This window comes from Leifsonia sp. NPDC080035, from assembly GCF_040050925.1.
Lineage (GTDB): Bacteria > Actinomycetota > Actinomycetes > Actinomycetales > Microbacteriaceae > Leifsonia.
In genome coordinates, this window is record NZ_CP157390.1 from 623988 (window position 1) to 644406 (window position 20419).

The window sequence follows — 20419 nt, forward strand, 5'->3', positions numbered from 1 at the left end:
ATGACCAGACCGCACATCCTGGTGCTCGGTGCCGGCATCGCCGGGTTCGAGCTCGCGCGCGAGCTGCGCAGGGACGTCGCCGCCCGCCGCATCGACCTCACGGTCGTCGAGCCGGAACCCTACCTGACCTACAAGCCGCTGCTCCCGGAGGTCGCCGGCGGCGAGACGCAGGCGAGGGACACCGCCGTGCCGCTGCGACGGCCGCTGAAGGGCGTCGACCTGGTGGCGGGCTCGCTGGAGTCGGTGGACACGTCGGCCAAGGTCGCCGTCGTCCGGTCGCTCGACGGCACGCAGCGTCCGCTCCACTACGACCACGTCGTGTTCGCGCTGGGCGCGGTGAGCACGGTGCTGCCCATCCCGGGCCTGGCGGAGAACGCGATCGGCTTCTCCAGCGTGGAGGAGGCGGCCTACCTGCGCGACCACGTGCTCGAGCGGGTGCGTTTCGCCGCATCCACCTCCGACGCCGCGGAGCGCAGCCGGGCGCTGACGTTCGTGTTCGTCGGCGGCGGCTACACCGGCGTGGAGGCGATCGCCGAGCTGCAGCGCCTCGCCGCGGCCGAGCTGGACCGCTGGCCGGAGCTCGACGGAACGTCGATGACCTGGTTGCTGGTGGAGGTCGCCGACCGCATCGCCGCGGAGCTGCCGGAGCAGCTGTCCGCCTGGACGCTGCGGCTGCTGCGCCGACGCGGCATCCGGGTGCTGCTGAAGACGGAGTCGAAGAGCTTCGAGAACGGCGTGGTCGTGCTGAGCAACGGCGAGACGCATCCCGCCGACACGATCGTCTGGGTCGCCGGGGTGACGCCGAACCCGGTGCTGGACCGCGCGGACGTCCCGCGCGGCCCGAAGGGGCACGTGCAGTGCAACGCGTGCCTGCAGGCCGTCACCGACGACGGCGCCGTGCTCGACGGAGTCTGGGCGCTCGGCGACGACGCCCAGGTGCCGGACCTGACCGCCGCGAAGCAGCCCGCGTACTACCCGCCGAACGCGCAGAACGCCGTGCGCCAGGCGCGCGTGCTCGCCAGGAACCTGCGGAACGCCGTCGCGGGCGAGCCGCCGGTGGAGTACCGGCACCGTTCGCTCGGCACGCTCGCGAGCTACGGCGGGATGCAGGGCGCGGCCGTGGTGCGCGGGGTGCCGCTGCGCGGCGTTCCCGCGTGGGCGGTGGACAAGGTGTACCACGCGATCGCGCTGCCGAGCGCGAGCAGACGGTTCCGTCTCGTGCTCGGCTGGCTCGGCAACGCGCTGACGCCGAGGGACGTCTCCCCTACGGCGACCGTGCGGCACCCGCGCGAGCGCTTCGAGCGGGCGGCGGCGGCGCAGGCGAAGAAGTCCTGAGGGCGCGTCCGGGGCGTGGGGCGGTGACTGTGGCCGCCCGGTAGGAAAGGTCCTGCGCGAGCAGGGGCAAACGTACCGGGCGGGGTCAGTCGCGGCGGATCAGCGGTAGAGCGGGGAGCCGTCCGGGGCGGCGGGGACGGGGGTTCCGTCCATGAAGGTGGGCCAGGCCAGGCGCTCGGTCGGGGCGAGGGCGGCGAAGTCCGGCATGCCGTTGGCACCCGCCGGGACAGGGCGCCCGTCCAGCAGGCGCGGCCAGGCGAGGGGACGCGGCGGCTGCGCGGCCGCCGCGGGCGGCACCGAGGCGGGCGATGCCGGTGCGGGAGCGGGAGCCGCGGGGACGGGAGCGACGGGGGCGAACGGAGGCGCTGCGGGAGCCGTAGAGGTGGGAGCGGCAGGGGCGGCGGGCGCCGCAGAGGCCGGAGCGACAGGCGCGGCAGCCTCCGGCGCCGGCGCTGCAGGCGCCGGCGCGGGAGCGGCAGCAGCAGGGGCCGCGGGTGCCGCAGGCGCGGTCGACACGGGAGCGCCCACCGTGGCAGCCGCCGGCGTCCCGCCGTACGGCGCACCCGCGTACGGCGCGCCAGTCGCCGGTGGCACGGCCGGCGGATAGTAGCCGGCGGCGACCGCCGCGTCCCGCTGCGCCCGCGCGCTCACCAGTGCCCACAGCGGCACCAGCACGAAGCAGACGCCGGCCACGATGCTGATGGCGCCGATGATGCGGCCGTAGTAGTCGAAGTCCCAGAAGTCGTGGAACGGCTCCGGGGCGGGGAGGGTGACGAGGATCGCGACCAGGGCGATCGCGATCAGGCCGACGATGGCGATCGCGTCCGTCGCCTGCGAGCGCCAGCGCATCCAGAGCAGCCGGAGCAGGTCGCCCAGCCCGATCATCGCGCGCACCCACAGCAGCGTGCCCAGGCCGAGGAAGAACGCGGCGACCATCTCGCCCGGGCCGTACGACCCGAACCAAATCACGCCGATCCAGACCAGCAGCAGGTAGGCGTCAAGGGCGAGGGACGACAGCTCGAACCAGTCGGGACGGTAGCGGCCGATGACCGAGTCCACCCACACCAGCAGCGCGAACACCACCAGGGCGACGTTGGTGCTGATCACCCGGCCGAGCGTCTCGCCGCTGACCCCGAACAACACGAAGCCGATCGAGAGCAGGGCCGCGAGCACCACCACCCCGATCAGGACGCGCAACGCCCACGAACCGATCGCACTCGCACCTCTGCTGGCAGCCACGTGCAGACTCCATTCCCCTCGACGCACGGGGGCGGCCGCCCCCGTGCGCAACGCTACCGGAACGAGACGGCGGACGCTCAGGACGACGCGTGCGTCGACCCGGACGGCGCCCGCAGGATCCCGGCCCGCAGCACGCGCCGCGCCACGACGGCACTCAGCGCCGAGGCGCCGAGCTGCCCGCCCGCGCGTCCGGCCAGGGTGAGCGTCAGCACCACCGGCGCCAGGTGCTCCGGCGACATCACCGGGATCGAGACGAGGAACAGCGCGACCGCGCTCACCAGCGCTGCCACCGCGAACACGGCCTCCCCGAACCGGCCCCGCACCTCTCCGCCTCTCCACCGCCCGAGCACCAGCAGTGTCCCGTCGAAAGCGGCGCCGGAGACGACGAGCGGCACGACGATCAGGATGCCGAGCGGCGTCGAGCCGACCGAGAGGACGCCGACGAACGCGCCGACCGCGGTGGCCGCCCAGCGGACGCCGAGGAGACGCCGCGCGAGGAACGGCAGCAGACTGTGCCCGCCGGCGACGAGCGCGTAGGCGGGAGGCGCGGCCGCGGCGAGCACGGACGTGAACGGCGCGACGACGGCCATCAGCACCGCGCCGATCGCCGCGAACGCCGCGATCAGGAGCAGGGTGCGGGTCGCGGTGCGCTGGGCGGTCACGACGGGACATCCTGCGACGGCACCGTCCGGGAGAAGAACACCCGCTCGAAGCCGTCGTCGACGCGGCGACCCGTCTCGCGGAAGCCGCGGCGCGGGTAGTAGCGGAGGTTCTCGGTCATCATCACGTGCGTGTAGAGACGCACCTCGGCGACGCCGGCCGCGCGGGCGAGGTCGTCGGCGACCGCCAGCAGGCGCGTTCCGAGGCCGTTGCCGCGCTCACTCGCCGCCACCGCGATGTTCTCGATGAGCAGGTGGTCGGGATGCACGGAGGTCACGAGCAGAGCGACGACGCGTCCCGCGCGTCGCAGCACGAGGGCGCGGCCCTCCCCCACGATCGCGGTGTAGTCCGCGCGCATCGGACCCGGCTCGCGTCCGATCCGCTCGACGTAGGGCTCGTACGCCTCCCGCACGAGCGCTTCGATGCCCGGGAGGTCGCTCTCCCGTGCCGTGTCCTCCCGCAGCGCATCCACGCCGCGAGCCTACGTCACTCGTGTCCGACGCTCGGTGCGGCGGGCAGCTCGCTCAGCTCCTCGATCTTCTCGTGGAGGTATCCGGCCGCGAGGTGGTTCTCGGGTTCCGTGGACGTGGTGGATGCGGTCTCCACCATCAGCTCCACGGCGGGACTCAGCAGGAACGAGGCCTCCACCTCGTTGCCGTCGCTCCCGATGCCGCGCAACGTGACGACGTCGGTGCACCCGAACGAGGCGAGGAGGGCGGCGTACCGGATCAACAGGTCGGCGGCCTCGTCCCCACCAGGAGCGACTTCTCGGCGTACGTCACGTGCCTCATGCCCCGACGCTAGGCCGATCCCGGCCCCGCGCATCGGGTTGACATCGCGCGGAATCCGCGGTGGGAGCCGGGATGCGTACGTGTGTACGCTGGCGACATGGCCGAATCCGCCCCCGACTCGCCTGCGCGCCCCCGCCGCCGGCACGATCCCGAGCGCAGGGACCGGATCATCGACGCCTGCCTCGACGTGATCGCCGAGCGCGGGGTCTCCGGCACGACCCACCGCCTCGTCGCCGCCGCGGCGGACGTGTCCCTCGGCTCGATGACCTACCACTTCGACGGGATGGCCGACCTGCTGCGCGAGGCGTTCGAGCGGTTCGCTCGCGCCTTCGCCGCCGCGTTCGAGGCGCGGATGGAGCGCTGCGACTCCCCGGCCGAGGCGCGATCCGCCCTCGTCGACCACATCGTGCACGGCGTCTTCGGCACTGGCAGGGAGCTGATCCTCACCCAGGAGCTCTACACCCTCGCGGCGAGGGAACCCGCCCTCCGCAGCATCACGACGCGCTGGATGCGCAGCAGCCGCCGGACGCTCGAGCGCTTCTTCGACCCCACCACCTCGGCGATCCTGGACGCCCTGGTGGAGGGGATGACCCTGCACCGCGCCCTGGACACCGAGCCGTACGACGAAGGGACGGTGGCCGCCGCGATCGACCGGGTGGCCGGCGACGCGCGCTGAGCGGGCTGGAACGGAATCCCGCCCGGCGCATCCGACACGCTGTCGACGGATTGCCAGCAAATCGGACGCGCTGTCCGGTGTCGGCGGCTCGCCGATTCTCGTAGTGTGTGGAGATTGGTGACCAATCGTCCGACGAGAAAGAGGACCCCGATGCAGTACGCCGTTACCAACCCCGCAACCGGTCAGACGGTGCGGACCTACGATCCCATCAGCGACGCCGACCTCGACGCCGCCATCGCCGGTGCCGACGACGCCTACCGGAACTGGGCCCGCACGACCAAGGTCGAGGAGCGCGCCGCGCTCATCCGCCGGGTCGGCGAGCTCCACGTCGAGCGCAAGGATGAGCTCGCGAACATCATCGTCGAGGAGATGGGCAAGCCCATCGAGCAGGCCGTCGGCGAGGTCGAGTTCGCCGGTGCCATCTACGAGTACTACGCCGACCACGCCGCGGAGTTCCTCGCCGACGAGAAGATCACGCTGCTCGACGGCGACGGCTCGGCGATCGTGCGCCGCTCGCCGCTGGGCGTGCTCCTCGGCATCATGCCGTGGAACTTCCCGTACTACCAGGTGGCGCGGTTCGCCGGCCCGAACCTGGTCATCGGGAACACCATCCTGCTCAAGCACGCCGAGCAGTGCCCCGAGTCGGCGGCCGCCATCCACCAGATCTTCCTGGACGCGGGCTTCCCGGCCGGTGCGTACACGAACATCTATGCGTCGCACGAGCAGATCGAGCGCGTCATCGCCGACCCGCGGGTCCAGGGCGTCTCGCTCACCGGCTCCGAGCGCGCCGGTGCGAAGGTCGCCGAGATCGCCGGCCGCAACCTGAAGAAGGTCGTGCTGGAGCTCGGCGGTTCCGACCCGTTCATCCTGCTCTCGACCGACGACCTGGATGCCGCGGTGCAGAACGCGGTCGACGCGCGACTCGACAACAGCGGCCAGTCCTGCAACGCCGCGAAGCGCTTCGTCGTCATCGACGACCTGTACGAGTCGTTCCTCGACAGGTTCACCGCGAAGCTGGCCGAGGTGGAGGCGTCCGACCCGACGTCCGCCGACTCGGCGCTCGGCCCGCTCTCGTCGCTGAAGGCGGCGGAGAACCTGGACGAGCAGGTCAAGCGCGCGGTCGAGAACGGCGCCACCCTGGTGCGCGGCGGATCGCGCGACGGCGCCTTCTTCCAGACCACGGTGCTCACCGACGTGACCCCGGAGAACCCGGCGTCGAAGGAGGAGTTCTTCGGACCCGTCGCCCAGGTGTTCCGCGCGAAGGACGAGTCGGACGCCGTCCGCATCGCGAACGACACCCCGTTCGGCCTCGGCTCCTACCTCTACACCACGGACCGCGACCAGGCGCTGCGGGTGGCCGACCAGATGGAGGCCGGCATGGTCTTCGTGAACGTCGTGCTCGCCGATGGCGCCGAGTTGCCGTTCGGCGGAGTGAAGCGCTCCGGTTCGGGTCGTGAGCTCGGTCGCTTCGGCGCCGACGAGTTCGTCAACAAGAAGCTGATCCGCGTCTCGAACGACTGGTCGGTCGACGCCTGACCGACGTCTGAACGACGCCTGAACCGCGCCAGCGCGCGAAAGAGGGGCTGCCGGGCATCCGCCCAGCAGCCCCTCTCTCCGTCCAGCGCCGCTACGACGCGGGCTTGGTCGCGATCCCGTCGAGCCAGAGCGTCTCCGACTCGTCGCGGTGCACGCCGTCGGTGCCGACGTGCTTCGTGCCGATCGTCGGTCCCTTCTGGATGACGTGGACCAGCGCCATGCCGTGGCCGCGGCCGAGGTCGTAGTCGTCCTTCAGCCAGGCGAGGATCTCCCCCGCCTTCACGCCGGGCGCGTCCAGCCCCTTCTCGTGGGCGATGTCGACCAGCTGCCGCGGTGTCAGGCCGGTCTTCTTCTCGATGGTGTCCAGGTACGCCTGGAATGACATGGGATCCCCCTTCTCCGTCTCGGTCCGACCGTACCGTCTCCGCCCCCGCCGGGTTCAGCGCCCTGCCGCGGCCCCGCCTCCCGTGCGCTCCGCGAGGAACGACAGGGTCGCGTCCAGCGCCTGCCGCGCCTCCGTGAACTTCAGGTGGAACTGGTACTCGTGCGGGAGGGCCGGCTCGTGGTCGGCCGCCCAGAACAGCTGCGTGACGTCGACGCCCTGCTCCTGCAGCGCCCGCGCCATCGGGAGGGACTCCATCCACGTCAGGCCGTCGCCGTTGCCTCCGGAGATGTAGGTCGGCGGGAACTGCGGCGTCACGTGCCGGATCGTCGACATCGTGCTGCCGACGGAAGTCTGCGACCAGTCCTTGTCGCCGCTGTACGACCACAGCGCGGTCTTGAAGCCCCACGCCTCGATACCGGTCAGGTCGGCCAGCGCGTCCAGGTCGTAGACCCCGCAGTTGAGCACGACGCCGACGAGCTGGTCCCTCTCGAGAGCGGGCCGCATCCCCATCAGGTGCGCATAGTCGGGGCTCGTCGTCAGCACTGCGAGCTGGCTGGCGAGCTGGGATCCGGCCGAGTCGCCGGCGAGCACGATCCGGCCGGAGTCGATGCGGAAGCGCGCCGCGTTGGCGTTCAGATAGGCCAGCGCGTCGTTCAGCTGACGCACCGCCGTCGGGTACTGCGCCTCCGGCCCGACGGTGTAGTTCAGCCCGATCGTCGCGTAGCCGTGCGCGGCGAGGATGCGCAGGTACGGGTCCACGTCTGCGCTCGCCCCGGAGATCCAGGCGCCGCCGTGGATCCAGACGACGGCGGGCAGCGGCTCGGAGCCCGCCTCCGGCCGGAACGCGTCCAGCGTGGTGTCCGGCGAGCCGGGCGCGTAGCGCACCCCGAGCTCGGCCCTGACCCCGGACGTCGGGACGTACGGTGTCATCTCCGCCACCGTGTCGGCCGCGCCCTTGGCGAAGACCGAGCGGATGACGAGCGCGGACGGCCAGGGCGAGGAGGACGCGACGCTCCCCACGATCAGCAGGACGAGGACGACGACGAGCAGGACGGAGACGACGCGGCGCGTGCGCGGCCGGAGGAGCGGCCGGCGCGGGAGCTCCGCCGAGGAGGCGACCTTCATGACTTCACCCTCACACATCCACGGCGTCGATCCCGGGAGGCGGCCGGCCTGGTCGGCCGGCCGCCTCCGGGGCCTCAGTGCTCCGCGCGCCTGCGGCGGCGGACGAAGAGGAGCACGACGCCTGCGGCCATCAGCGCGACCGCGGTGCCGATGAGGCCGCGCTGGATGGTCGCCCCGGTGGCGGCCAGCGGGTCCTGAGGGTGCGCGGGTGTGGGCGGGTCGGTCAGGGTGTGCTCGGTGGCGCATCCCGGGTTGCCGTCCGCCGCCGGCACGCAGGCCGCGGTGGTGTCCGGGCTGGTGACGACGTTGGCGATCCTCTGGTCGCCGTCACCGGTGACGGTCACCGAGTAGGTGATGGTCACGGTGCCACCGACCGCGAGCGGCCCGGTCCAGGTCAGCAGGTCCCCCGCACGCTCGACCGTGCCGGCGGTCGCCTTCTCGTCGCCGTTCCAGGATGCGTCGTCCAGCACCTTCGACAGGTCGTCGGTGAGGTGCCCCGTGACCGCAGCGGCGCCGGTCTGCGCGACCGTGACCGTGTAGTGGATGGTGTCGCCGATCTTCACCGTCGCGCCGGGCTTCGGGTCCGCGGTCTTCGAGAACACGTAGCCGCCGTACTTCTGCGTCGTCTCGCACGCCGGCGTCCCATCCGGGGCCGTCACGCACTCGCCGAGGTGGGAGCCGGGCGGCGGGGCGACGGTGTTGTGCAGCGTGGTGTCGCCACCGCCCTTCACTGTCGCCTGGTAGGTGATCGTGACCACCTGGCCGACCGCGAGGTCGCCGGTCCAGGTGAGCGCGTTCCCGTTCCTGGCGACCGTGCCGGCCGTCGCCTTCGCGCTGCCGTCCACGAACGTCGCGTCGTCCAGCACGCCGGAGAGGTCGTCCACCAGGGCCGCGCCGGGCACGGCGGCCGGGCCGACCTGGGTGACGGTCACGGTGTAGGTGACGGTGTCACCGACGGCGACCGTCGCCGGCGACGCCGGGTCGGACATCTTCGAGTAGGTGAAGTTTCCGGTCTCGTGCGTCGTCGTGCAGTCCGGGTTCTGGTCCGGCGCCGGCACGCACTCGCCGCGGCTGTCGCCGGGGGCGACGGTATTGGTCAGCGTCATGTCGCCCGCACCGGTCACCGTCACCGTGTAGGTGATCGTCACCACCGCGCCGACGGCCAGGTCGCCCGACCAGGTCAGCGTGTCGCCGACCCGCTTCACCGTTCCGCTGCTCGCCTTCGCGTCGTCGTTCCACATCGCGTCGTCGAGCACCTTCGACAGGTCGTCCTTCGCGGACGCACCCGTCACCACGCCGGGGCCGTGCTGGGCGACGGTCACGGTGTAGGTGATGGTGTCGCCGATCTTCACGTCGGCTCCGGGCGCAGGGGCGCTCGTCTTGGTCACCGTGTAGTCGCCGGTCAGGTGCTCGGTGGAGCAGGACGCGGCGTCGGCGCAGCCGTCACTGGTCACGACGTTGTCGAGCGTCATGTCACCGGCCCCGGTCACGGTCACCGAGTAGGTGACGGTCACCACATCGCCGACGGCGAGCCGGCCCGCCCAGTCGACGACCGGGGCGGTGTACGTCGCCCCGCCGTCGGTGGAGCGCAGATCGCCGTTCCAGGTCGCGTCATCCAGCACCTTCGACAGGTCGTCGCGGAAGGCCGCCTGGTTGACCGGACCGGTGCCGTGCTGGCGGACGGTGACCGTGTACTTCACGATGTCGCCGATCTGCACGCTGGAACCGGACGCGGGATCCGCGGTCTTCTCGACCGTGTAGGTGCCGGTGTGGTGCACCGTGGTGCAGTCGGCGTCGCTCTCGCAGCCGGGGCTCGTGACGGTGTTGCCGATCACGGTGTCGCCCTTGCCGGTCACGACGACCTTGTAGGTCACGGTCGCGACGTCGCCGGGGCCGAGGTTCCCCGTCCAGCCGATCCGGCCGGTCGCCGCGTCGTAGGACGCGGTGCCCGCGCTGGCGGTCAGCGTAGCCGGATCGAACGTGGCGTCGTCCGTCACGTTCGTCAGGTCGTCGCGGAAGAACTGCGCCACCACCCGGCCGAGGCCGGCCTGGCTCACCGTCACCGTGTAGGTGATGGTGTCGCCGACCTGCACGTTCGCGCCGGAGGCCGGGGAGGCGGTCTTGACCGTCTTGTAGGTCGCCGTCCACTGCTCGGTCGTGCAGTCGCCTGCGCTGAAGCAGCCGTCGCTCGTGACCACGTTCAGCAGATGCGTGTCGCCGACGCCGGTCACCGTCACCGAGTACGTGATGGTGACCTTCTGGCCGACCGCGAGGTCACCGGTCCAGGTGATCTTCTGGGCGGCCGGGTCGTACGCGACCGTTCCGGCCGAGGCAGACGGATCGTCATTCCAGGTCGCGTCATCGAGCAACCCGGAGAGGTCGTCGCTCAGCGACGCTCCGGTGTACGCGGCCTCGCCCTGCTGGGTCACGGTGATCGTGTAGTCGATCGTCGAGCCGACCTCCACGTTGGAGCCGGTCGCCGGGTCCGAGGTCTTCTGGACCCGGTAGGCGGCGACCTCGTGCTCGGTAGCGCAGGATGCCGCATCCACGCAGCCCGCGCTGGTGACCTGGTTGCCGATCGTGTAGTCGCCGTTCGCGGCGAGCGCCGCTGCGCCCTTCACGATCACCGAGTAGGTGATCGTGGCCGTCTGGCCGACGGGGACCGTCCCGTTCCAGCTCAGCGTGCTGCCGGAGACCGCCGCCGTCCCGAGGGAGGCCGTCACGTCGCCCTGGTAGGTCGCGTCGTCCAGCACCTTCGCCAGCGAGTCGGTGAAGGAGGCGGCCGCGGGAGCGTCGCCCTGCTGCTTCACCGTCACGGTGTAGGTGATCCGGTCGCCCGGGTGCACGGTCGCGCCCGACGCCGGGTTCGACGACTTCTCCACCGTGTAGTTGGTCAGCTGCACACCCGCGGGGTCGCAGTTGATCGTCGGCGCCTGCTGCGAGTCCGCCGGGGTGTCCGCCGTCGCGCAGGCGGTGTTGATGAGCGTGCCGCCGCCGTTCAGCGTCGGGAAGTAGTCGAAGCTGGTCGACCTGCCCGGGTCCAGCGAGCCGACGGTGAAGCCGCCCTCGCTGAACTTGTCGTCCGTCACGACGATGTTCTTCAACGTGCCCTGACCGGTGTTCGTGACGGTGATCCGGTAGTGCACCTGGTCGCCGGTGCGGAACGTCGGGTAGTCGGTCACGTCGTTGGCGTCGTGCCACGTGCCGTCGGCGTCCTGCACCTCCTTCTTCAGGGCCGCCGAATAGTAGTTCGCCACGGTCATCGCCGCAGAGGTGCGCATGACGAGCTTGGTGTTGCCGTCGCGGGCCTGCGCCCTGTTCACCAGGGTGTCGCCGCCCGTCGCGCCCGCCGTCGTCACCGGGATGCTGAACTCCTGCGTCGCGCCCGGCGCCAGCGCCGGCCCGATCACCCGGATCGCGGTCGCGTCCTTCGTGTACGTCGTCGACCAGCCCACCGTGTTGCCCGTCACCGAGCCGGCGGAGCCGTTGGACGCGGCGCCAGGGTCGTCGCTCAGCGTCGCCGGGTCCTTCGTCGTGTAGTACACGGTCGCGCCCGCCGCCGCCGCGATCTGCCCGATCGTGTAGTCACCGGAGAACGCCGTGCCCCGGCCGTCGCCGACGTACGGGAGGATGTCGATCGTGTCCGTGTACGGCTGCTTCACCGGGTCGAACGACTTCAGCGTCACCGTCCACGAGCCGGAGCCGTTGCCCTTGCCGTCCGTGTTCGGGATGAACGGCGTCGTCGCCACCTTGCCGATGGTGGTGTAGCCGTCGGTCGCGACCGTCACCTGGGCGGACGCGCTCTTGGAGATGCCCGCGTAGGTCGCGGTCACCGCGTTGGTCAGCGCAGCGCCCGGGGTCACCGAGGAGTCGGCGACCGCCAGGTAGGTGAGCGCGTGGTCGGCGTTCGTGGCGACGCCGTTCAGCGTCCAGGTCAGGACCTGCTGGCCGGAGCCGTTCGCGCTCACGGCGGGCTCGGGGTTCGCCGAACCGGACACGTACGTCACCCCGGCGGGCAGGGTGTCCACGAGCTGGAAGCCGTCGACCGTGGCCGGGATGGCGCCCGCGCCGTTCGCCGAGTACGTGAGCGTGTATGCGGCGGGCTGGCCGGGGCTGACCACCGAGCGGTCGACGGACTTCGCGATCGACGGCTCCGCCGTCACGATCCGCAGGACATCGCGGAAGCCGGTGGTGCAGGGGTAGCGCGACCCGGGCGTCGGGGTGATGCAGCCGGTGCCGTTCCACCAGTTGTTCAGCGGCACGTCGACGATGCCGGAGAAGAACGACCAGATGTCGGTGCCGGCCGGGACACCCGGCTTGATGTGCTGGGTGACGATCGGCGTGATGTTCGACTGCGTCGAGAGCTTCTCGAACTGTCCCTGGGTCCCGGTGATCCGCAGCGCCTTCACCGTGGAGAGGTCAGCCGGCGGGGTCGTCGTCCACCCCGTGGTCGAGCCGCAGTTGAACGCGTTCGGGTCGTAGCCCGCGCTCGCCGGGTCGACGGTCGGGTCGGTGCCGACGTAGTACTCCGCCGTCGCGCCGATGGTGTCGTCGAGCGGCTGGCCCCACGCCCACCCGCCGAAGGTGACGTACTTGGTGTCGAGCGCCGTGCACATTCCGACGAGACGGTCGTCCGGCCGGTCGGTGTGCAGCTGGTACGCGGTGTCCATGTACTGGCCGACCGTCGTCCCAGCGGCGACGCGGTAGGTGTCGTCCCACTGCGTGCCGCCGCTGTTGGTGTATCCGCGGCCCCAGCCCGATGAGTAGAGGCCGGGGGTGGTCCACGCCTTCGACTCGGCGTTGTTGGAGGCGAGGTCGACGACCGTCTTGCCCGAGGTCGAGGTGTACGTCGGCGCATCCGAGTTCAGCACCGCGGAACCGGAGGCGGCCGTGTTCACCCGGATCCAGATGGAGCCGGATGCGAGGGCGACCTTGTCGACGGGCAGGCGGCTTCCGGCCGAGTCGAGCGTCGGCGGGTTCGATGGCTGGTAGTCGATGCCGGTGATCGTCATGCGGAACGTGGTCGCACCGGTCTGGACGATGGTGCAGGTCCCGGCGGGCACCGTCATGTGGTCGGCCGGGTGGGAGCCCCCCGACCACGGGTGGCCGTCGGCGGCGGCGGGGCCGGAGAACGGCGTGCAGCCCTTCGCGTCGACCGAGACCGCGCCGCCCTGCGGGGAGGCGATGTTCAGGTTGTAGACGATGGACTGCGGGCCGGCTTCGCTGCCGAGGCCCTTGCTCAGCGTCCACTCGAAGTCGAGCAGGTATCCGCCGTTGCCGACGGAGAAGGTCGGCGTCCCGACGCCCCAGCGCATGTCCATCGCGAACGGGTTCGAGAGCGCGATCGGCGGGAGCGCGGCGGACGCCCCGCCGATGGATCCAGTGGCGGTGATCTGCGCGTTCGTCGCGCCGTCGGCGACGATCGGCGCCTGCAGGGTGACCGCCGTTCCCTCGTCGTGCGTGCCGAGGTTGCAGATGAGCGTGTGCCCGTCGGCGGAGATGCTGGACGCGGGGGTGACGCCGTTCGTCAGACACAGCGACGGCAGCGCGGTGTAGCGGCCGTTGGCGGCGGCGATCGTCACCGTGACGTCGTCGACCGGGTCGTTGGCGGGCGCCGGGGAGTCGTCGTTGACGTTGACACGCCACACGCCGGTGACGACGTCGCCGGATTTCACCGCCGTCGGGGTTCCGGGCGCCCACTGCGCCTCGATCTCGTAGACGGGCGCGGCGACGGCCGGCACGCCGACCATCACGGTCCCGATGGCGAGACCGCCGGCGAGAAGTCCGGCCAGCCAGCGCCACGGCGTGCGCAGCGTGAGTCGTCCGTCCCGATGGCGCGCACGCCCATACCGTCCTGCAGACACAGTCGTATCCCCTTCATCCTGCGTCGAAGATCGCGGGTCACGAGGAGACCGGCCCGCGCGGAAACGCTATCGGCGGGCTCACAGCCTTCCGCCCGATTTCACCCCGGGCTCACCCCGCACTGCGCCGATGGCCCCTGCAGGGGTCACGCCGGGGGCCCGCCTTCGCACCGCCGGGAGGCGAGGGCGCTCACCGGCCGCGCAGGCGGTCGCGGAGGCGCGCCTGCGCCCAGTGCAGCTCCTGCTCCGGTGCCGCGTCCATCCACTCGGCGAAGGTGTGGTCGTGGCCGACCGCACACCTGCAGCGCACCCGGATGGTCTCGCCCGTGGCGCGGGAGACGTAGATCTCGGAGTGGTCGGTGATCAGCGGCGGCCCGCTCACCGGAAGGTCCACGGCTGCTCCTCCTGATGCTCGGGCGGAGCGCCGGCGCGCACCGTGCGGCCGTCGGGTGCAGCCGCGCGGGCGCACCGACGCGCTCACCGACCGGAGCCTCGTGGCTGCGGTCATGCCGCCTGCACGCGCCGCGGCTTCCCTGATCGCCTGCTGGATGGCGCGCTGCACTTCGGGTGGTGCCGCGTTCAGGATGGTCGCGGTCGGGCACCTCGTCGTCGGGTACGACGGGAGGCGACGGTTCTTTCCTACCAGCGGGATCCCCGTGGCGGCCCCGCTTTCACCCCGGGATCACCCGCGGTTCACCCCGGCTCAGTCGTGCTCCACCAGCAGGTGACGGTCGATGGCCACGGCGATCGCGTCCTCCCGGTTGGACACCCCGAGCTTGCGGTAGACGCTGCGCAGCTGGGTCTTCACCGTGTTCGCCGATACGACGAGCGCGGCAGCGATCTCGGCGGTCGAGCCGGTGTCCATCAGCGCCGCGAGCACCGCGAGCTCGCGCTCGGTCAGCAGCGTCTCCTGCCGGATCTCCGGCAGCAGCGAGCGCAGCGGGACATCGTCGACGACCTCGGCGAAGCCGGCGTCCCTGAGCGCCGAGACGACCCGCTCCAGGTCGCGCGGCGGCAGCAGGGCGAGCGCGAGGCGCTGCTCCGTCCGCGCCAGCAGCGCCCCGAGCTGACCGACGACGCCGCGCGTCCGCGCCGAGTCGGAGAAGCGCAGCAGCACGGCCGCCTCCAGCGCCGCCGCCTCCGCCGCACCCCGCGCCGGCAGGTGCTCGCCCGCCAGAGCCCGCAACCCGGTGAGGGCGCTCCCCGTCCGGTCGAGCGCGAGGTCGACGCGGGCGCGCTCGATGCGGCCGAGCGGGTCGCCCGCGAGGTCGCGATCGAGGATCACCGAGGCCGCGTCCGGGCTGCCCAGGGCGAGCTGCAGCAGCGCACGGACCCGCGCGAGGGCGTTCCGCGTGCTCGCCGAGCGGCCCTCGGCTCCGCGCATCGCGGCGAACGCGTCGAGGTCTGCCAGCGCCCGGCCCGCATCGCCCGCCAGCAGGCGGGCGAGTCCCTCGACCTGCGCGATCGCGATCCAGTGCTCGATGGAACGGCGGTCGTGCTCCATCGCCTCCAGCTGCGCGAGCGCGACCTCGCCGTCCAGCCGCTCCACCGCGACCATCGCCTCTGCGAGCCGGTAGAAGGTGCCGGTGTACATCCGGCGCTGCTCGTCCGTCCACGGGCCGGTGCGCGCGTACTCGATGTGCTCCAGCGCCTCCGGGATGTCGCCGCGCAACGCGTGGATGCCCGCGAGCATCGCGAGGTTGCCGAAGCCCGGCGACGGCGGAGTCGTCGGGGAGGCGGCGAGCCCCTTGGCGAAGGTGTCCATCGCCGCGTCGACGTCACCGCCGTAGTAGAGCGAGATGCCGACCTGCGCGTAGACGCGCGGGAGGTAGTCGAGGGAGGCGCGCTCCTCCTCCGGAAGCGCGTCGAGCGCGGCGACCGCGGCGCGCGACGGGCCGATACTCATCCGGGGACGGCCGAGCAGGCGGTACGCGGCGCTCTCGGCGGCGCGGATGAGCGCGCGGTCGATGGGGTCCATCCCGCTCCGCTCGGCGCGCGCGGCGCGGACCGCGAGCGCGAAGTAGCGGAGGGCGCGCACCCGGTGGAAGCCGAGGACGTTGTAGGCGATGCCGAGCATCATGGCGAGCAGCGGCTGCGCCCTGATCGTGCTCTGCGGGAGCCGCTCGAGCAGCATCCTGGTCGCTTCGCCGTGACGGGTGGAGAGCTCGAACCAGCCCGCCCGGACGGCCGCGAGGGTCCCGGCCACGTCGCCGCCCTCGACCGCCGCCGCCAGGCTCGCCAGCTGCTCGTGGCCGTCGCTCGTCGGCACGGACCCCTCTCGTACGTCTGCGATCGGATCCCGATCCCCGCGCTGCTCCAACGTGCTCCCCTTTCCTTCCTATTCTTCACGACGTGGGAACGTTCGCATCATGACGCGGAACCGCCTGTGGATGCACCGAGGCCCGGCACCTCGCGGTGCCGGGCCTCGGTGGCGCCGGGCGGTTACTCGGCCGCGCGGCGGCGGCGGATGGCGAGGAAGGCGGCTCCCGCGCCGATCAGCAGGGCGGCGATGATCCCGGGCGCGACCAGGTCGCTACCGGTGGAAGCCAGCCCGGTGCCGGGGGCGGGCGGGTCGATCGGCGTGCTGGTGTCGCAGCTGCCGCTCGGGTCGCACGATCCGCCGTCGACCGCCGGGTCGACGGTGTTGATCAGGCGGCCGTTGCCCGACCCGGCGTCCTTCACCGTCACCGAGTAGGTCACCTGGACGACCTCGCCGATGCCCAGCGGGCCGGACCACGTGAGCGTCTCACCCTTCAGCGTCGCGCCGTGGGTGGCGTCGCCGTTGTAGGCGGCGTCGTCGAGCACATCCGACATGTCGTCGGTGAACGACGCCGGGTGCGCCGCGGTGAACGCCGACTCGCCGGTGTTGGTGACGGTGATCCGGTAGGAGACCGCGTCGCCCGGCTTGACCGTCTTGGTGGTGGAGACGGTCTTCGTCACCGTGTACGACGCCACCGGGGTGTCGGTCAGGCAGTCGCCGGCCGGGTCGCAGGCTCCGCCGGGGCCGTTCGGGACGACGGCGTTGACCAGGTGGTGGTTGCCGGTGTCGGGGCTGTTCACGGTGACCGAGTACGTGATCTTCACGGTCTGGCCGACCGCGAGCGCACCGGACCAGTTCAGCGTGCTGCCGGTGACCGTCGCGCCGTTCGACGCGTCGCCGTTGTACGTCGCGTCGTCCAGCACGTTGGTCAGGTCGTCGCGGAAGGACGCCGGCTTGGCCGCGGTGTAGGCCGCCGTTCCGGTGTTCGTCACCGTCACCGTGTAGGTGATGGTGCCGCCGGGGGTGACCGTCGCCTTCGAAGCGGACTTGGACACGGTGTACGAGCCGGACGGGATGTTCACCGTGCACGCCGCGTCGTCGCTGCCTGGCGGGCAGTTGCCGCCGGGCGGCGTGACGACGGTGTTGTCCAGGTGCTTGTCACCGGTGTCGGGGTCGTTCACCGTCACCGAGTAGGTGATGGTGGCCGTGTCGCCCGCGGCGAGCGCACCCGACCAGGACAGCGTCGGCTCCGCGTAAGTCGCACCGGAGGTCGCGTCGTTGTTGTACGTCGCGTCATCCAGCACCGCCGACAGGTCGTCGGTGAAGGAGGCCGGAGCGGCGGCCGTGTAGTCCACGACACCGGTGTTCTTCACCGTGACCCTGAAGGTGACGGTCTCGCCCGGGACGACCTCCGTCTTGTCCGCGGTCTTGGTCACCTGGAGCGCCTGCACCGGGTTGCTGGTGGTGCAGCTGCCCGCCGGGTCGCAGTCCCCGCCGGTCACGCTGTTGGCCAGCGTCCCGTCGCCGGTTCCGGCCGGGCCGACCAGCACCTTGTAGGTGATGGTCTGGGTCGCGCCGACGGCGAGCGGGCCCGACCAGGTCAGGGTGTTCCCGCTGACCGTGGCGCCCGCGGTCGCCGAGCCGGCGACGTAGGTCGCGTCATCCAGAACCTTCGACAGGTCGTCGGTGATGGTCGCCGGGGTGGCGGCGGTGTAGTCGGCCGTGCCGGTGTTCTTCACCGTGACCGTGTAGGTGACGGTGTCGCCGGGGTGCACGGCGCCGGCTGCGGACGACGTCTTCGAGACGCTGTAGGAGCGCACCGGGTTGATCGTCGTGCACTCACCGGTCACGCACGAGCCGCCGTCGCCGGGGACGACCGCGTTCTTCAGCGTGTGGTCGCCCGTGTCCGGGGTGTTCACCGTCGCGGTGTAGGTGATCGTCACCGTCTTGCCCGCGGCGAGCGCGCCCGACCACGACAGCGTGCCTGCCGAGATGGTGGCGCCGTTGTCGGGGCCGGAGGTGATGGTCGCGTCGTCCAGGACGGCTGACAGATCGTCGGTGAACGAGGCCGGGTCGGCGGCCGTGAAGTCCGCGGTGCCGTGGTTCGTGACGGTCACCGTGTAGGTCACCTCGTCACCCTGGGCGACGGGTCCGGCCGGACTGGCCGTCTTCGACACCGTGAACGAGCGGACGTTCGTGGTCGTCGAACACTCCCCCGCCGGGTCGCAGGCGCCGCCGGGCGACGTCGGGCGGACCGTGTTCGCCAGCACCTTGTCACCGGTGTCGGGGCTGTTGACGGTCACCGTGTAGGTGATCGTCGCCGTCGCACCGATCGCGAGCGGGCCGGACCAGGTGAGCGTGCTCCCGGTCACCGTCGCCCCGTTGTCCGGACCGGCCGTGATGGTCGCGTCGTCGAGCACCTTCGAGAGGTTGTCGGTGAAGCTGGCCGGTGCGGTCGCGGTGTAGTCGCGTGCGCCGGTGTTCTTCACGGTGACCGTGTAGGTGACGGTGCTGCCCTCGGTGACCTCGGTCGTGGACGCGGTCTTCGCGACCGTGAACGAACCGGACGGGATCAGGACGGTGCAGTCCGGGTTCCCGGAGTCCGCCGGGCAGTCGCCGCCCGGGGGCGTCACGACGGTGTTGTCCAAGTGCGAGTCGCCGGTGACGGGGTCGTTGACCGTCACCGAGTAGGTGATGGTCGCGGTGGCGCCGGCGGCGAGGGCGCCGGACCACGACAGGGTCGGCGCCGTGTAGGTGGCTCCGCCGGTGGCGTCGTTGTTGTAGGTCGCGTCGTCGAGCACCGCGGACAGGTCGTCGCTGAACGTGGCCGGGTTCGCCGCGGTGTAGTCGACGATGCCGGTGTTCTTCACGGTGATCGTGTAGGTGATCGTGTCACCGGGGATCACGTCCGTCGCGTCCGCGGTCTTCGTCACCGAGAACGACTGGACCTCGGTGGTGGTGGTGCAGGACGCGTCCGGGTCGCAGACGCCGCCGTTGTCCCCGGGGACGACCGCGTTGGTGAGCGTCTTGTCCCCGGAGTCGGGGCTGTCGACGGTCACCGAGTAGGTGATCGTCTGCGTCGCGCCGGCCGCGAGCGGGCCGGACCACGAGAGGGTGTTCCCGTTGACGGTGGCGCCACCGGTGGCGTCCCCGTTGTAGGTCGCGTCGTCGAGGACCTTCGAGAGGTCGTCCGTGAACGTCGCCGGGTTCGCCGCCGTGTACGCCCAGGCTCCGGTGTTCTTCACCGTGACGGTGTAGGTGACCTTCTGGCCCGGGTGCGCGGTGGCGGAGGAAGCGGTCTTCGAGACGGTGTAGGACGGGTCGGAGAAGGTGACCGTGCTGGTGCCCGGCTCGTTCAGGCCGACCGTCGTGACGTTGTCGGGGCCGTTGGTGAAGCTGCCCGCCTTCGACGAGGTCACCTGGACCGTGATGGTGCAAGAGGCCTGCCCGGCCGCGAGCGTGCCGTTCGTGACCGCGATCGAGGTGGCGCCCGCCACGGCGGTGGTGGTGGCGGTGCAGGTGCCGCCCACGGTGCCGTTGGCCAGGGTAAGCCCGGTCGGCAGCGTATCGGTGAAGCCCCAGCCGGCCTTGGACGCGAGCTCGCTCGTGTTGGTGACGGTGAAGGTCAGGGTGGAGGTGCCGCCCGTCTGCACCGCGGTCGGCGTGAACGCCTTGTCGAGCTGCGGGGTGACGTCCAGGATGCGGATGTTGTCGAATGCGGCGTCGTTGCCGGCGCCGGAGCCGTTCGCGTTCTGCATGCGGATGCCGAGCGACGAGCCGTTGAACAGCAGCGAGCCGTTCGAGGTGTAGGTCCCGACGCTCGCCGTCTTCGCGCCGACCGAACCGCTGGCGGGGACGTTCACCGTCTTGCCGGACGAGCACGCGTTCAGCTGGCCGCCGACGTTAGTGGCCGTGCCCGCCTGGTTCAGGAAGGCGAACTGGTAGAGCGGTGCCGACGCGTTGCAGTTCACCGCGGCCGTGTCGACGCTGAAGGTGAGGAACCGGCCGGAGGCGGACGCCAGCGGGATGTTGCTCGCCGTCCGGAACTGGGTGGCGTTCACCCCCGGGTTGTTCTCGGTGTACGCGGTGACGGCGTGGTTGGCCCCTGGCGTGGCCGAGCCACCGTGCACGCCCAGGGCGTACGCGAGCTGGTTCAGGTTGGCGGAGTCGTTCTCGATCTGGCAGTTGCCGAGGTTCGTCGACGGCGTGTTGTAGTTGCGGATCTGACCGTTGCAGTTCGCCAGCCACGCCGGGTCCGCGGTGTACTTCTGGCCGGTCGCCCCGGTATACGCGGCGAGACCGACGGGGGCGTTCCCCACGCCGTTCTCGAAGTCCTCCTGGAACGCGACGGTTGGCGCCTGCGGCGTGCCCGGTGTTCCGGGCGCCGCCTGCGCCGGTGCCGCCGTCAGGACGAGCGCGCTCGCGCTCACCGTCGATACGACCAGCGCCAGCGCCCCCAGCGACGCCGCCAGCCGCAACCGCCGCGATCGCAGCCGCGGCAGCAGGCCCGCTCTCGCCTTCGTCTTTCCGTGCGTCCCCACAGAGACCTCC

At 71.6% G+C, this 20419-nt stretch carries 13 protein-coding genes; 3 read left to right on the plus strand and 10 right to left on the minus strand.

The window, feature by feature from the left end; translation table 11 throughout:
- Nucleotides 1-1335, plus strand: coding sequence for an FAD-dependent oxidoreductase (locus AAME72_RS03055; protein WP_348788766.1), 1335 nt, complete (start codon nucleotides 1-3; stop codon nucleotides 1333-1335).
- Between the two features lie 99 nt (nucleotides 1336-1434).
- On the opposite strand, the gene AAME72_RS03060 is transcribed toward AAME72_RS03055, so the two are convergent.
- The 4 genes from AAME72_RS03060 to AAME72_RS03075 all read right to left on the minus strand — a co-directional run bounded on the left by AAME72_RS03060 (nucleotide 1435) and on the right by AAME72_RS03075 (nucleotide 3966).
- The gene (locus AAME72_RS03060; RefSeq protein ID WP_348788767.1) at nucleotides 1435-2574 is read right to left on the minus strand and encodes a hypothetical protein; all 1140 of its coding nucleotides are present in this window, start codon (nucleotides 2572-2574) and stop codon (nucleotides 1435-1437) included.
- A gap of 77 nt (nucleotides 2575-2651) precedes the next feature.
- Nucleotides 2652-3236: a hypothetical protein gene (locus tag AAME72_RS03065; protein WP_348788768.1), complete on the minus strand. Its 585-nt coding sequence runs from the start codon at nucleotides 3234-3236 to the stop codon at nucleotides 2652-2654.
- A complete protein-coding gene (locus AAME72_RS03070) occupies nucleotides 3233-3706 on the minus strand; it encodes a GNAT family N-acetyltransferase (protein ID WP_348788769.1) in 474 nt (157 codons plus the stop codon). Before AAME72_RS03070 ends, AAME72_RS03065 begins: the two co-directional genes overlap by 4 nt.
- Before the next feature lie 14 nt (nucleotides 3707-3720).
- A complete protein-coding gene (locus AAME72_RS03075; protein WP_348788770.1) occupies nucleotides 3721-3966 on the minus strand; it encodes a hypothetical protein in 246 nt (81 codons plus the stop codon).
- A 156-nt stretch (nucleotides 3967-4122) separates the two neighbouring features.
- Between AAME72_RS03075 and AAME72_RS03080 the strand changes: the two genes are divergently transcribed.
- Together AAME72_RS03080 and AAME72_RS03085 are read left to right on the plus strand one after the other, a co-directional pair.
- On the plus strand, nucleotides 4123-4701 hold the full coding sequence (locus AAME72_RS03080) for a TetR family transcriptional regulator (RefSeq protein WP_348788771.1): 579 nt from the start codon (nucleotides 4123-4125) through the stop codon (nucleotides 4699-4701).
- A gap of 150 nt (nucleotides 4702-4851) precedes the next feature.
- Nucleotides 4852-6237 (plus strand): NAD-dependent succinate-semialdehyde dehydrogenase, encoded by a 1386-nt coding sequence (locus AAME72_RS03085; protein WP_348788772.1) that lies wholly within the window; start codon nucleotides 4852-4854, stop codon nucleotides 6235-6237.
- A gap of 91 nt (nucleotides 6238-6328) precedes the next feature.
- Here the strand turns inward: AAME72_RS03085 and AAME72_RS03090 are convergent, their stop codons facing one another.
- The 6 genes from AAME72_RS03090 to AAME72_RS03115 all read right to left on the minus strand — a co-directional run bounded on the left by AAME72_RS03090 (nucleotide 6329) and on the right by AAME72_RS03115 (nucleotide 20409).
- Nucleotides 6329-6622 carry a DUF4287 domain-containing protein gene (locus AAME72_RS03090; protein WP_348788773.1) on the minus strand — a complete coding sequence of 98 codons (294 nt, stop codon included), beginning with the start codon at nucleotides 6620-6622 and terminating at the stop codon, nucleotides 6329-6331.
- A gap of 54 nt (nucleotides 6623-6676) precedes the next feature.
- Nucleotides 6677-7747 (minus strand): alpha/beta hydrolase, encoded by a 1071-nt coding sequence (locus AAME72_RS03095; protein WP_348788774.1) that lies wholly within the window; start codon nucleotides 7745-7747, stop codon nucleotides 6677-6679.
- Nucleotides 7748-7821: 74 nt separating this feature from the next.
- Nucleotides 7822-13611 carry a hypothetical protein gene (locus tag AAME72_RS03100; RefSeq protein WP_348788775.1) on the minus strand — a complete coding sequence of 1930 codons (5790 nt, stop codon included), beginning with the start codon at nucleotides 13609-13611 and terminating at the stop codon, nucleotides 7822-7824.
- 187 nt (nucleotides 13612-13798) lie between these two features.
- Entirely contained in the window at nucleotides 13799-14002 is a 204-nt protein-coding gene (locus AAME72_RS03105; RefSeq protein WP_348788776.1) for a hypothetical protein, read from the minus strand.
- A 309-nt stretch (nucleotides 14003-14311) separates the two neighbouring features.
- Entirely contained in the window at nucleotides 14312-15877 is a 1566-nt protein-coding gene (locus tag AAME72_RS03110) for a helix-turn-helix transcriptional regulator (RefSeq protein WP_348788777.1), read from the minus strand.
- A 173-nt stretch (nucleotides 15878-16050) separates the two neighbouring features.
- Entirely contained in the window at nucleotides 16051-20409 is a 4359-nt protein-coding gene (locus AAME72_RS03115) for a CARDB domain-containing protein (RefSeq protein WP_348788778.1), read from the minus strand.
- Between the last annotated feature and the right edge of the window lie 10 nt (nucleotides 20410-20419).

Coding starts and splice junctions, on each gene's coding strand:
- AAME72_RS03080 (WP_348788771.1), top strand. CDS start 4,123: ATGGCCGAATCCGCCCCCGACTCGCCTGCGCGCCCCCGCCGCCGGCAC.
- AAME72_RS03095 (WP_348788774.1), bottom strand. CDS start 7,747: ATGAAGGTCGCCTCCTCGGCGGAGCTCCCGCGCCGGCCGCTCCTCCGG.
- AAME72_RS03055 (WP_348788766.1), top strand. CDS start 1: ATGACCAGACCGCACATCCTGGTGCTCGGTGCCGGCATCGCCGGGTTC.
- AAME72_RS03085 (WP_348788772.1), top strand. CDS start 4,852: ATGCAGTACGCCGTTACCAACCCCGCAACCGGTCAGACGGTGCGGACC.
- AAME72_RS03090 (WP_348788773.1), bottom strand. CDS start 6,622: ATGTCATTCCAGGCGTACCTGGACACCATCGAGAAGAAGACCGGCCTG.